General features: G+C 41.0%; 9 protein-coding genes. 2 read left to right on the forward strand and 7 right to left on the reverse strand.

Annotated elements, in window-relative coordinates; translation table 11 throughout:
- Positions 1–72: 72 nt before the first annotated feature.
- The 6 genes from BV214_RS14325 to BV214_RS14350 form a co-directional block, all read right to left on the reverse strand.
- On the reverse strand, positions 73–846 hold the full coding sequence (locus tag BV214_RS14325; protein ID WP_086478199.1) for a creatininase family protein: 774 nt from the start codon (positions 844–846) through the stop codon (positions 73–75).
- A 45-nt stretch (positions 847–891) separates the two neighbouring features.
- The gene (locus tag BV214_RS14330) at positions 892–2,469 is read right to left on the reverse strand and encodes a sialidase family protein (RefSeq protein ID WP_176328524.1); all 1,578 of its coding nucleotides are present in this window, start codon (positions 2,467–2,469) and stop codon (positions 892–894) included.
- 51 nt (positions 2,470–2,520) lie between these two features.
- The gene (locus BV214_RS14335; protein WP_086478200.1) at positions 2,521–3,174 is read right to left on the reverse strand and encodes an SGNH/GDSL hydrolase family protein; all 654 of its coding nucleotides are present in this window, start codon (positions 3,172–3,174) and stop codon (positions 2,521–2,523) included.
- A gap of 12 nt (positions 3,175–3,186) precedes the next feature.
- Positions 3,187–5,238, reverse strand: coding sequence for a family 20 glycosylhydrolase (locus BV214_RS14340; protein ID WP_086478201.1), 2,052 nt, complete (start codon positions 5,236–5,238; stop codon positions 3,187–3,189).
- Between the two features lie 42 nt (positions 5,239–5,280).
- Complete coding sequence (locus BV214_RS14345; protein ID WP_176328525.1) at positions 5,281–7,308, reverse strand: GDSL-type esterase/lipase family protein; 2,028 nt, start codon at positions 7,306–7,308, stop codon at positions 5,281–5,283.
- Between the two features lie 113 nt (positions 7,309–7,421).
- Complete coding sequence (locus BV214_RS14350; protein ID WP_086478203.1) at positions 7,422–8,324, reverse strand: dihydrodipicolinate synthase family protein; 903 nt, start codon at positions 8,322–8,324, stop codon at positions 7,422–7,424.
- 337 nt (positions 8,325–8,661) lie between these two features.
- Between BV214_RS14350 and BV214_RS14355 the strand changes: the two genes are divergently transcribed.
- Positions 8,662–11,925 (forward strand): SusC/RagA family TonB-linked outer membrane protein, encoded by a 3,264-nt coding sequence (locus BV214_RS14355; protein ID WP_086478204.1) that lies wholly within the window; start codon positions 8,662–8,664, stop codon positions 11,923–11,925.
- A gap of 11 nt (positions 11,926–11,936) precedes the next feature.
- Positions 11,937–13,442 (forward strand): RagB/SusD family nutrient uptake outer membrane protein, encoded by a 1,506-nt coding sequence (locus BV214_RS14360; RefSeq protein WP_086478205.1) that lies wholly within the window; start codon positions 11,937–11,939, stop codon positions 13,440–13,442.
- A 126-nt stretch (positions 13,443–13,568) separates the two neighbouring features.
- Here the strand turns inward: BV214_RS14360 and BV214_RS16835 are convergent, their stop codons facing one another.
- Positions 13,569–13,739, reverse strand: a complete 171-nt coding sequence (locus BV214_RS16835; protein ID WP_176328526.1) for a hypothetical protein — start codon at positions 13,737–13,739, stop codon at positions 13,569–13,571.
- Positions 13,740–13,820: the final 81 nt, after the last annotated feature.

Consider the following 13,820-nt stretch of genomic DNA (forward strand, 5'->3'; position numbering starts at 1 on the left):
AAGAAAGCCCAAGCTTTAATTACCTGAACCATTAGCTCCTAGGGAATTCCTTAGGGATCCTCCTCCATTTACTTACTCGTACATATCCTCAAGATCTGCTTTGGAGAGGGCTTCCATAAACGCTCCAATATTCTTTGCAGAAACATCAAAGAATTTCTTTCCTTTTTCAGCAGTGGAGAATTGAGGGTTTCCAACACCTGTATCTTCAGTCACTTGCGTCCATTGCCTTTGGGAGCTTACCCATCCTTCCTTTAATCCTTTTATTTTAAAAGTTTTTCCTTTCCCAGATCCCGCTTGGTCCAAAGACAAAACCCATTCTGGGGTTAGGTGCATAACCACGGAGGTTTCCAATTCTCCGGCATGATCTCCGGGTTCCTCAAAATATGGTTGGGGATCTGTGTTGTTCCACCAATTTAACGCGCAAACAAATACCTTGGGAAATTCCAAACTCAACTCACGTATAAATTGTTTAAAGTTATTTCCACCATGCCCATTCACTATCACCAACTTCCGTATGTCATGAGCATCCAATACCTGAACCACGTCCTTTAAGACGGCATATTGGGTACTAGGACTCATATTCATACATAGTTTTACGTCCATTTGGCCTGTATTTACGCCAAAGGGGATAGTAGGTAGCACCACTACTTTTGCTCCGTTTTCCCAAGCTTGCCTCGCCGCCGCAACTGCTACATTTTCGGCCAAAATATTATCCGTCGCATAAGGAAGGTGATAATTATGTGCTTCCGTAGCTCCCCACGGAAGAACGGCCACCTCGTAATCCATTTCCTTTACGGATTTCCAATTGTTTTCTGCTAATACATAGGGTCTTGGCTTGCTTTTCATTGGTATGGATTTTTAACTATTTAATTTCCTAGACAACCTATCATGCTAGAACAATTCGTTCAGATTTACTTTTTCAAAAAACAACTCCTTGTTCCCTTCGTATAAAATACCAATATGATTTTCATCGATCACCGTCATACACGAATACCCGTAGCAGTCGTCCTCGTGAAGCTCCAATTGATTTTCAGTTGGCCAGGTAACTCCTTGGTCAAAACTGGTCTTGATGGTCATATTGGTTCTTCGCTTTTCATTATTTGGGTTGAAAAAGAAAAGGATTCTTCCCTTCTCTGCATGATCAAAACTGATTAAACTAGCCATGCAAACAGGTTCTATTAGCGCTTTTCTTGAAGAAACATGTTCTTCCCAGGTTTTTCCTAAGTCCTTGGTGATGGCCACCGCCCTTGCTCCACCTCGATTGTCGCGCATATTGAGCATTAGACTTCCATCATCTAACTGTACCACCTGTGCCTCGGTAGTATTGGGTCTTGCACCTGTACCTATTTTCCAGGTAGTACCTTGGTCCTTACTATAGATTATTGTAGAATGAGGCATTCTATCCTTATCCTTAAATTGGGCAGGGAAAACCAAGGTACCATCCTTCAGGCTAATACCCTTTCCGGGCCCTTGTAGTAATAATTGCCACTCTGGCTTTTTAACCTGAGAAGTAATATTTATTGGATCGGACCATGTTAGGCCGTCGTCTTCGCTCTTAACTAATATAAACTGACTTGTTTCTTCGGGGGTCATACCTGGATTGGAAGCATGCCAATTACGTTTTCCAGGATGTCCATGTGCCCATACCGCAGCAACCCAAATGGTCCCTGTATTGCGATCTACTAGGATGGCGGGATCGCCAATTCCATTTTCCTCCTCAGGTTTACCACCGTATTCACCCATATCCATAATTACCTTCATGGGTTCCCAAGTAGTTCCTCCATCCGTACTGCGACTCATCCCTACATCTACATCGGCCTGAAGGTCTACAGGCCCGTTATAGCGATTGTCATATACGGCAATTAAAGTACCCTTATTAGTAGTTACCAAACCGGGAATACGATAGGTATCCACATTGTCTTGATTATGCTGCCTTAAAGCTATCCCTACTCTTTGCGAAGTAGTAGACTTCTCTAAGGTTGGCTTAAGTACCTGCCCATTAGACAAGGTAATGGATACACTTTTGGCACTTATTTTATTGGATAAATCTACCGTATCCCGTAATGCCATGGACAACCAAAAATAATTATCTCCAGCCTGTAATGGTTGATGACCTTTAATCCGTATTTGAGATTTTATTTGATTACTTCCTCCAAACTTGGTACCTGTTTCAAAACGAGGTTCCTTAAAGGAAGCATATACTTCCATCGCAGTAATATCGCTCAGGTCCGTAGTACCTTCCAAGTTAAAGTCCATAGCGGTTATTGCCAGGTCCGAACCTTGCTCGGGAATAGACAATTTAACTTCCACCACCTTATTCTTTTGCTTGAAAGTGAGCACTGGAAGTACGGGTTGACCAGTTTCGTAGGTAAACCCACTTATCGGCTCCTTATTGGAGGTGTTGCCACAAGACCCTAATACCAAAGCCATTATGGCAATAATTGCATAATATTTATTCTTTCTCATCATCTCTTTAAGGTAGTTATTTATAGGTTCTTAGCCTATTAACCGATTAATTTTTTAGTTGACATAAGGTCTTAGGACCCGTTTCCATTTTTTATACCCCTGCTTGCTCAAATGCAAGCCATCATAGGTAAACTTTGGTTTTAACGCTCCTTTAGCGTTCCTAAATCTTTTATGAAGGTCTATAAAAGAAACATTATTCCTTTTAGCGAGCTCCTCTAGGGACCGGTTTACCGACATAATTAGTTGCTGATTACTTTTATGCCCGGAAAATTTGTCGCCTACCTTCGGATTCACTGGCAGGATACTCTGTAAGAATATCTCCGTATTTTCTGAATCTTTTTGTATCTCATGCAAAATGGATGCCACATGATCTACCACATAGGATTTGGATTTTCCCCTAGCCAGATCATTGGTTCCAATCAACAGAAATATCTTTTTGGGTTGTGAAGAAGTCACTTCGGAAAGCCGATTGAGGATACCCGCTGTTACATCCCCACTTATTCCCCTATTCACCGCGTTTACATTGGGAAACAAAGCTTTCCAATCCCCTCCTTCGGTAATACTATTTCCCAAAAAAATTATTTCATTCTCCGTATCTGGGGTCGATTCAAACAAGGCCTTTCGCTGATAATAATGATCGGAAAAGGTTTGTGCATTTACACTCGTAACCAAGATTCCTACCGACAATAGAAATAAAAACTGCTTCATAACTATTCTAAATTAAAATGAAGGGTCGTATTTAAGGTCTTGTACCTCTCTAACGTTGTTCCCATCCAAGGATACGGGTATAAACGTATACATCCATTTCCAAGAACGACCTCCATGGGGTATCTTCAAAAGTACCGTATTCCAACCTTTTTTCAATTTTACCTTGGCGGGTTCCCTATAAAAATAATCCTCATCTATAAAAGGAATCTCATCGGTTGCTACTGCCAACTCTGGCTGTTGCCATACTGGGGGTGCAACTTCCTCATTGTTCACCCAAATCTTTGGTTCTGTAAAATGCCATTGACCTTGACTGGGCGCAGGTCCTCCCCTTCTACCTCCAGACCTGGACCAACCGTAAAACCCTATCCAAAAAGTCTGTTCCCTCGCCTCTGAAGAATAAATTTTGGTATGCGCATAATAGGTTCCAGATTTGGCTTCCGTTATTGCTGGGAATCCAAAGTAATGTTTAAGATGTATGGTTGCCCCTACCGGAGTATCATCCCATTTATAGGTGGTCCCATCTACCGTATAACTAGATTGCAACTCCTTCTCTACAGGAAATGAGGCTGTAAAGTCGCCCTTATGATCAAAGGGACCTATAATCTTCCATAAAGCTTCCGTCTGGGCCACATATGGAAACTCTTTATCTTTAAAGAAATGGTCTCTATGTACCAATACTTTTTGTTCAAAATCCATAAACCTTTTCAGCTCTTCGGATCCTTTCGGTGGAAGTTTGGCCCAATACTCTAAATAGTTTTTCTCCCTACCCTTCCAAATGGCATCGGAATAAAAAACAATAGAAGGATAAATGGGGTTCTGTTTTAATATATCGCGTTCATTAGCCACATTGTTGTCTGGCCATGCACACAATATTCCTCCCAAGGCCAGGGAATCTCCAGCAGGCTGTCTACAGGGTTGTTGGAAAAACAAACGAGCCATTCCCGCAAAGGGATCCAAGTGATTAATGTAATTGGCCCTAGAGTCTATAAATCGGTGTCCCTTACGTACCTCGTGTTGTGCCCAAAGTTGATTAATAGAGGTACTATCCCCTTCAATTTCAATACCTTCTTTCCATACTATTAGCTCACGGCCCTTACCTTTTATGTGGTTCATTAAGGTAAGAATCATCTCGTCTTCCACATATTCTGGCTCATTCCTAACTTCATCGGTCCCTATGTGGATATAGGGCATTTCTTCGGCATCGGCAAGTGACATCAACTCGTCAAAAAGATCTATTAGAATGGGGAGCACCCTTTCCTCTTTCATCGTCTTTATTCCAAAAGCTTTTCTAAAGGCCCTGGTGTGCCCAGGTATATCAAATTCTGGAATCACCGTTATTTGACGTTCCTTACTGTAGGCAAGTATTTCTTTAAAATCTTCTTGAGTATAATATTTGCCCACATGTCTACTAAAGGATGAATCCGCTTTTAATTCTGGGTATAATTTACTTTCTAAACGCCATCCTGGATCATCTGTTAAATGCCAATGAAATATATTGTACTTGTATTTAGCCAGAACATCTATTTGTTCTTTTAGCTGTGCCACACTTTGGTAGTTTCTACCCGTGTCGTGCATAAACCCCCTAATTTTAAAAGCGGGCCAATCCTTAATGTCCAATTGTGGCAAGCTCCAACTCCTTCCCTTTTCCCTTATCACCTGGGCCAAGGACTGCAGACCATAATAAGCTCCCTTTTCCGTAGGGGCAGTAATGGTTATTTTTTTATCGATTTTTAAGGTATAGGCTTCTTGGTTGGTGAGATTGGAATTTTGTAAAATTTCTACTTCCAGTCCTTTTTTATCGGTCCACAGACCTTCGGTACGCAATACCTTTTCAGGAGCTAACTCCGCTGTTTTAAAGTCGTTGTTTACAAGACGTAATCCAGAAAAAGTTACCTCTTTCTTCCCATAAGTTAGTTCCTGTGGCGTGGGAATAAGCGGATATTTATCTGCAAGCTGCGTCGGCTTTCCTTGAGCACAGGCACTTAAAGCAAATAATAGCACCACACCCATATTTAACCCAGCGTTGCAGGAGTACCACCTTATTTTATCAACTATTTTCTTCATATTTCACGGTAAAACGTTGGTATCTAAATATTTATTAAATTTTCAATCTATCAAATTGGAAAACGTGGACGCTGGAATCCCATGGGCATTGGTCAAATTCCCATCGGAATAGGAACTATAACCGTACCTCACATATCTAGGTTTTTTCACCTGTTTGCTCCAAACCCGTAACACCCCGCTATCTATTTGGGTCTTTGCCTTTACAAATACCTTATCATCACCGGCGATTTCAATATCCGTTACCGATTTTCCATTGGTAGTCTGCAATCCTTCCCCGTGGAGAAAGTGTACTTCCAATTCCTTATCCTGTACATTTACAAAATCTAACAAGGGTCCGGAAAAAGGAATATCCAATCCGTAATTTTTTGCCAGGGCAATCTTAGACAAACGTTTGCCTACCACCCATTTTTTTTTGGGGTGCACATTTGTGGGGTGCCCCACATCCATGCTCACGGCCATTCCGGTATTGGGAATGGACAGAAGTTTTCGTTGCGAATCCCTAAACTTCCCCCAATTAGGCCTGTTGATGCTACTTAATTGAACATAATTAAATGCCATAGCGGGATTATTCCAATGCTTACGCCAATCTGCCACCAACATTTTAAACAGCTTGGTATGTAATATTTCCCGTTCTGCATTAGACTCTCCCTGGTACCAGATAACTCCTTTAATGGGGAAATCTTTTATAGGATAAATCCCCGCGTCGAACAACATGGTAGGATCAAAGGGATGCCTAGCTTTAATGCGATATTGGCTCATAGCAACCATGTTTTTCTCCTTGCGTTGATTTACCCACGGCTGCACCAAGGGATGACGATGGGTATCGTTTAGCAAACTAATAGTTTCATGGGTGGTCTCCATGGCCTCCCTACTAATCCAACTTTGAGTGGTAGATCCTCCTACCGCATTGGAAATGATGCCTACTGGCACCTTTAATTCTTTTTGAAGATTATAGGCAAATGCGTAGGCAACTGCAGAAAAATTTTCCATGCTAGACCCTAAAGCCGTGTTCCAGCCCGAAGGTTTAAAAAAGCCTTCCGCATTGCAGTATGCCAACTCCTCCTTGGTATAAGCGCGATTGGAAGTGTGCGCTTTTGGATCCATAGAAAAAAGAAAGATATTGGAGCTTATGGAATCCTTTAGGATGGAGGCTCCCTGCTTTTCCTCGGCCAGTTTAAAAGCCATATTGGATTGCCCGGATGCCAACCAAACCTCTCCTACATAGGTTTCGGAAATATGGATTTCCCCCGATTGCTTGGAAGAAATCGTCAATTGGTACGGACCGCCCGCTTTCTGTGCAGGATAGGTAACTTGCCATTGACCATGGCGAGAAACTTTGGTGCGCTTGATTTTACCATTAAACTGTATGGTAATCTCGTCCGTGGCATTTGCCACCCCCTTGATGACCAAGGGTATATTTCTTTGAAAAACCATTTGCTCCCCGTAAAGCATGGGAAGTGCTAATCCTCCATAGTCACCACTAATAAATTGAGCTATTTTCTTGGCTATTATGGTAGCCCCTTCTTTGGCAGGGTGAAGATCATCTGCATAGTATTCCGGGAATCGGTACAAGGGCTCTTGAAGATTAATCACAGGAACTCCAGCTTGTTGGCCTATGAGATCTATCTTAGACTGAATCTCTAAATAATTCTCCCGCATCCCTTCTTCAAACCAATGGTGGCCAGAAAAGGAGGGAGACATTTGACAGATGATAACTTCTGGGGAAGAAGGCAATTCTCTATATTCCTGAATCATCGCTAGATAATCGGAAACAAAGCTATCCTTATGATCGGGCCAATTATTATTCCCTTGATCGTTAAGCCCTAAATGAATTACGACCAAATTTGGCAAGAAAGCCTTAGAAGCATCAAATTGAGGGGTATCCCAATAAGGTTTATGCCCCTTTTTTAGCATAGTAGCTCCGGGATGTCCAAAGTTCGCTACCTTGTAGACATCCCCGAGCATTTGCTGCAATTGAACTGGATAAGCATTACGCTCCCTATTCTCAATTGCAGTTCCATAGGTAACGCTGTTCCCTACGCAGGCCACCTTTATTTGCTGTGCATGCATGGAAAAAGTCATTAAAAAAATAAGCAAATAAAAATTTCTCAACTCAATTCCATTAAACACCAAACAACCTTATAGTTAAGCCCTTATTAAAGAACAGTGTATTGTAGAACTATTTATACCTTACCTAGATATGGAGTAATTCCCAAAGCATCCAATTCTGACTTCGCCTCTTCAATTTGAGCCTCCGTTAGCGTGGTATGCGGGAACCTACTAGGACCTAAATCCAATCCTAATGCCTTCATAAAGGATTTTGCAGCACCGTTAAAACCACCTTTTGCATTTAAGACATCTACAAACTTCATGGATTTCTGCTGAAGATCTGCAGCCAATGTATGATTATTATTATTAAACGCTTCCTCTATAGCTAAGTACAATGGAGCCAAGTGGTTATAGGTACTCCCTACCCAGCCATCGGCACCAAAGGGAAGACTAGCAAGGAAAATCTCATCAAATCCAAATAAAATATTAGCAGACCCTCCATTAAACTCCTTAGAGTATTTATAATCTATAAGATTGTTGTTGGTAAACTTAATTCCGGCTAGATTGGGAATCTGCGGTGTTGCCAACGCTAAGAATTCTGCCATATTAAAATTGGCTCCAGTCAATACAGGGATATGGTAATAATAAAAAGGAATATTAGGTGCACAGGCGGCAATTTCCTTACAATATTCTACTAACTTATTAATATCGGATAATCTAAAGTAATAAGGAGCCAATGCAGCAATCCCGTCTACCTTATCAGCAGCATAGGCAGCCAACTCCTTAGCTTCCTGCAAGCTAGTATGCCCTACATGATCTATTACAAATAGGTCGCTCGACTTATTTTGACCCCAAGCCTTCGTAATTTCCTTCCTTTCGGCTACGGACAAAGAGGTAAAGTCTCCAGTAGACCCATTTATAAAAACCCCTTTCACCCCATTTCCTTTTAAGAAATCCGCATATTGCGGTACTATCTCTACATTAAGCGAAGAATCCTGGTGCATGGGTGCATAGGTCGCTGCTATAAGTCCTTTCATTTTTCAAATGCTGTTATGTTATACATAATACAAATCTAGGTAAACAAATTGAGGTGCACAAAAGGAATTTTAGAAGAATTATTAAATAACACCTCAAACAAAACCCAAGCAATCTACACCTAAGCCATATTTTACTAGTGCTAATATAACTTTTCAATTTATTGATCCGAATAAGTTTTTAACAATATTTCATTCATTTATATGTAGGAATATCACATTGTCAGGGGTAAACATCATAAAATCACAATTTATAATTCACCAAAAAAAACTGCAAATATTTTGTTAAGAAACCATTATTTAATATCATTGCATTATGTAATACATAAGAACTAACAAAATGATACACAAAAACAAACTCTTAAAGCATGTGCTAGCACTAACGGCCTTTCTATTTATGGGAGGTTTGTACGCACAACAGAAAACAGTCAGCGGAACTATTTCCGACGACACAGGACAACCCCTTCCTGGGGCCAACGTATTAGTACAAGGTACTACCACGGGGACACAATCGGATTTTGATGGAAACTATACCATTCAAGCAAGTGACGATGACATTTTGGTATTTAGCTACATTGGTTTTACCACCAAAAACATTCCAGTTGGAAACCAAACTACTATTAATGTAACCTTATCAGAGGATGCTGCCTTGTTAGACGAGGTGGTTGTAACCGGGTACGGTTCTCAGACCAGGGCAACACTTACCACTTCTGTATCTAAATTGGATACAAAAATTTTGGAAACTTCTACAAGATCCAATGCCGCAACAGCCCTACAGGGTACGATTGCAGGTTTACGTGTAACCAACACTACCGGACAACCAGGTTCTACCCCACAAATCGTATTGCGTGGTGGTACTAATTTTGATGGCACCGGTTCCCCTCTGATCTTAATAGACGGGATCCCTGGATCTTTTTACGCACTTAACTCGGACGACATTGAGTCTATAGAAGTACTGAAAGATGCAGCTGCTACCGCTATTTATGGTGCAAGATCCGCCAACGGGGTTATCTTGGTAACCACCAAAACAGGAAAAGCTGGAAAATCCTCTATCAACTACAAGTACAAATACAGTATGAACGAGGAGCGCAACGATCAAAAGTATATTGGTGCAGAAGACTTCATTAATTACAACAGACAGTCCATTGCTTGGTATAGGGAAGCTATTAACAACCCTGGATCTTTTGGTGCCTTTTTAGATGGAGCCAATTCTATGGGAACCGGTGGAAACACTACCAACTCTCCATTTACTACCCAGTTGTTAACTGCGGATAACCAGTACCTATTAAATCAGCCTGGTTGGAATGCGATTCCCGATGTTCTAAACCCTAATCAGCAAATTTTATTCTTTGACAACAAGAGTGTAGGAGATCGCATTTATCAGAACAGCGCCTCCAAGGATCACTACCTATCTTTTGATGGTGGTAACGAAAAAGGAACTTACTACTTAGGTTTAGGCTTATTGGATAACGATGGATTGATTTTAGGATCTGGTTTTAAAAGATACTCTGGAAAGTTTTCAGGATCTTATAGGATTACAGACAATTTTAAGATTAATTCCAACGTGCTTTATTCGCACTCTAACCTAAACCGTAGCCCACTAGGTGGTGATGACACGGTGTTTAGAAGATTCCAAGGTCAGGCACCTACTTCTAGAACCTATGACAACAATCCTGATGGAACTTGGTCCGATATTTATGCCGTGGGACAAAACCAAGGCTTTGGTAACCCATTATATTATCAAGATAAGTTTATCAGAAAAAATCTAGAGCAGCGTTTGTCTGCATCCGTAGGATTTGACTGGAACATCCTAGATAATTTAATCTTTGCTGTGAATGGTAGTCACTTTGCCATTAACAACCACAACGAGAACTTTAATAAAGCCTTTAGGGTAGGAAGCACTACTGGTCCCATTAGAGCCGAAAGAGCTGCCTCTGTTAGCTTAGGAAGAACTCTAAGAAACCAGTTGACGGGTACCCTTAACTACACCAAAAGAGTTGGTGATCACAATTTTAACGCTTTGGTGGGAGCTGAGTATTATAAAGACAATTTCTTTAGCACTTCTGCAGGAACCAGAAACTCGCCTACAGATTTAATCCCGACCTTGAATGCAGGTGCAGAAGCAGACGGAATACCGTCCAGCTTTGAAACCGAGTATGTACTAACATCGACCTTTGGACGTTTATTGTACGATTACGACAACAGATACTTGATCAGTGGTACCTTTAGACGTGATGGATCCTCTAGATTGGGTAACGAGAAATTTGGCTTCTTCCCAGGAGTATCCGTAGGATGGAACTTACACAACGAGAGCTTCTTTATGGATTCTAACATTAGCAATACCATTTCTAGGGTAAAACCAAGATTGAGTTACGGTGTTAATGGTAACCAAGATGTTTTAAGTAATTACGGAGTATTTGGTGCTTACGGAAGTCAAGGTATCTACGACGGTCAAACCGGATATGCCAACTCCTTACTACCAACTTTGGATTTGAAATGGGAGAAATCTACCACCTTTAATGCTGGTTTGGATATCTCATTTTTCAACAACAACCTTACTTTCATTGCCGATGTGTATTCTAGGGATATCAAGGATAAATTGGCAGACCTAACCTTACCCTTCTACACTGGGTTCAGCAGTATTTTAACCAATAACGGAACCATTAGAAACAAAGGTTTTGAACTTCAAGTAAACGGGAACGTTATTAATAGCGAGGACCTAACTTGGAATGTGGGAGCTACTTTTACTTCCAACAAAAACTACGTGGTTAAACTTCCTGAGAATGCCAACGATCTAAACAGACAGGCAGGACAGTTAATTTGGAATGCCAAAACTGGTCAAGAAGAGTGGATCGGTGGATACCAGGAAGGTAAACGAGCAGGTAACGATCTAGTAATTGCCTATGAGCAAGAGCGTATCTATAGGGATCAAGCCGATGCTGATGCAGACGCTTCTATTGAGGATACTTTCTTACCTGGCGATAAGTTTAAGCACTTTGCTGGAGATGTTAAGTGGAAAGACCAAAATGGTGATGGTGTTATCAACAGCCTAGACAGAAAGGTGATTGGTAGAACTACTCCAGATTTCATTGGTGGACTTACTACTAGCTTAAGATATAAGAACTTTAATCTATTTGTGAAGACCGATTTTGCAACAGGACATTTGGTATGGAACCATATTAGAAATAAAGGATATGGACAAACCCAAGGTAACTTAAACCAGCCTATAGAGGTATTGGATTCTTGGACACCTAATAATATGGATACAGAGTGGCCACGCTTCGTTTTTGTAAACGGTACCAAGAACGTATGGAGAGGAAACGAAGGAGCATCCTTTGGGGATAGCTCTAGCTTAATGAACGCCGCTAACGACCAGTTCTGGGAAAAAGGAGATTACTTAGCCTTGCGTGAAGTAACCCTAAGCTATGACGTACCTGCAGCATACTTCAATGACGCTATTAAGCGATTGAGCCTGTTTGTTACTGGTAGCAACTTACACTACTTTAAGAGCTTCTCTGGTGACACACCTGAAATTGGTGGAGTACAGTACGGTGCCTTCCCGGTTCCTAAAACTGTTACTATTGGATTAAACTTAACATTTTAAAAATTAAGAAGATGAAGAAATATATATATCTATTAATCGCTGTAGTTACTTTCACGGCCTGTGAAAGTGAGCTGGAACTAAACAGTCCCAGTGAATTGACAGCACAAGGTTTCTGGGATTCCGAAACTGGTGCTAGAACTGCGCATACAGGATTGTATGCCAACCTAAGAAGTTCTGCAGGAACTTTATGGTTGCTGGGAGAGATTAGAAGTGATATTTGGGGGGGAAGAACTTTTGAATCTCCTTCTAATGAATCTTTGATTCGTTCCGACATCACGGTTGCCACTGCTCCTTTTGGAGGGTGGGCTGGACTTTATACAAGAATTCATAGGTTGAACGACTTTTTGGTAAATGTTCCCAATATTGAATTTGTGAATGAGGATGACAAGCAGCACCTACTGGGACAGGCGTATGGATTACGTGCATTGTACTACTATACGCTATTGAAAACATGGGGAGATGTGCCTATTATTCTAGAGCCATTAACCGATGTAGATCCCAATGTCTTGGCCAAGGAGCGTTCTCCGCAAAGCGAGGTGATGGAATTAATAAAGTCTGACATAGCTGCCTCCTTAAGCGCTTTTGGATCTGACGACAGCTTCTTTGAGGGCAAAAAAATCTACTGGTCCAAAGCAGCTACCCTTACCCTTAAAGGGGACGTATACATCTGGTCTGGTAACCTAATGGGTGGTGGTACTGCCGATTTTACCGAGGCTAAAAACGCCCTTGAGCAAATTGCATCTTTAGGTGTAAGCTTAGAGCCTAGCATTGATGATCTATGGGGAGTAGCCAATGAAAATAACAACGAGTTTATTTTCGCATTGGATTACAAGCAAGATGAAGCTGAAAACTTTTACAACAGTTTAACTGGAAGAAGCACGGAAGTAAACCCAACCTTCAATGACAATGGTGAGTCCATGTCCGACTTCGTAATTGCAGGTGCTAATAGATATGGACAGTCTGAAAAGACCATTTTATTACTGGACGATAATGACGATGCACGTAAAGATGCAACCTTCATTAGACTGTATGTGGATGACAATGGCGGATTGGGGTACCCTACCTATAACGAAGATGCCTATTTTGGTTCTGTCTTCAACAAGTTCTTAGGAAGAGTATTTGGTACTGAAAGAATTTTTGAAAACAACGTACCAGTTTACCGTTATGCCGATGTAGTTCTTTTATTGGCCGAAGCCAAGAACTATTTAGGTGAGGATCCTTCTGCAGAAATCAACCAGATTCGCGAAAGAGCTTATGGGGATAATTATAACCCATTGTTTCATGCGTATGTGAACGGATCTCAAACCGAAAACACCAACGCCATCCTAAATGAACGATACAAGGAGTTTATCGGTGAAGGTAAAAGATGGTGGGATCTAAGAAGAGCAGGAGCCAGCTTTGTATTCGACAATATTGAGTTCCTAAGCCCTGGAGATGAGTTTAAATTGATTTTACCGATTACTACAGATATGATCGGTAGAAACCCATTATTAGAGCAATCTCCAGGATATAACTAAACACATAATTAGTTGTTATTTAGTTGAGTTAGTTTATTTATTAAGGAGGGGGTGGTTCCCCTCCTTTTTTTGTTTTATACTTTCCTTAGTCAGCACAATCCGCGCACTTACTACCACTCCCCTACGCTAGTCATTAGTGCGTTTATCCCCAAAGTATTCGAATTTCCTTTTCAACAAGATTGATAGGGTCTCCACCTCCCTTGGAAGGGTAACTCTACCAAACTGATTACGCACTACTATCATATGAATAAACTTAAACTGTCCAGAATTTTTGATAGAATTAGTTATACTTTTCATTGGATTTATTTATAAAAAGGATTAGTTCTGTTCTAATAACTAATTCTGTTCATTTTTTCCATTGATGAAATGCGCAGCATT

Source organism: Arenibacter amylolyticus (genome assembly GCF_002150785.1).
In the GTDB taxonomy this organism is placed as follows: domain Bacteria; phylum Bacteroidota; class Bacteroidia; order Flavobacteriales; family Flavobacteriaceae; genus Arenibacter; species Arenibacter amylolyticus.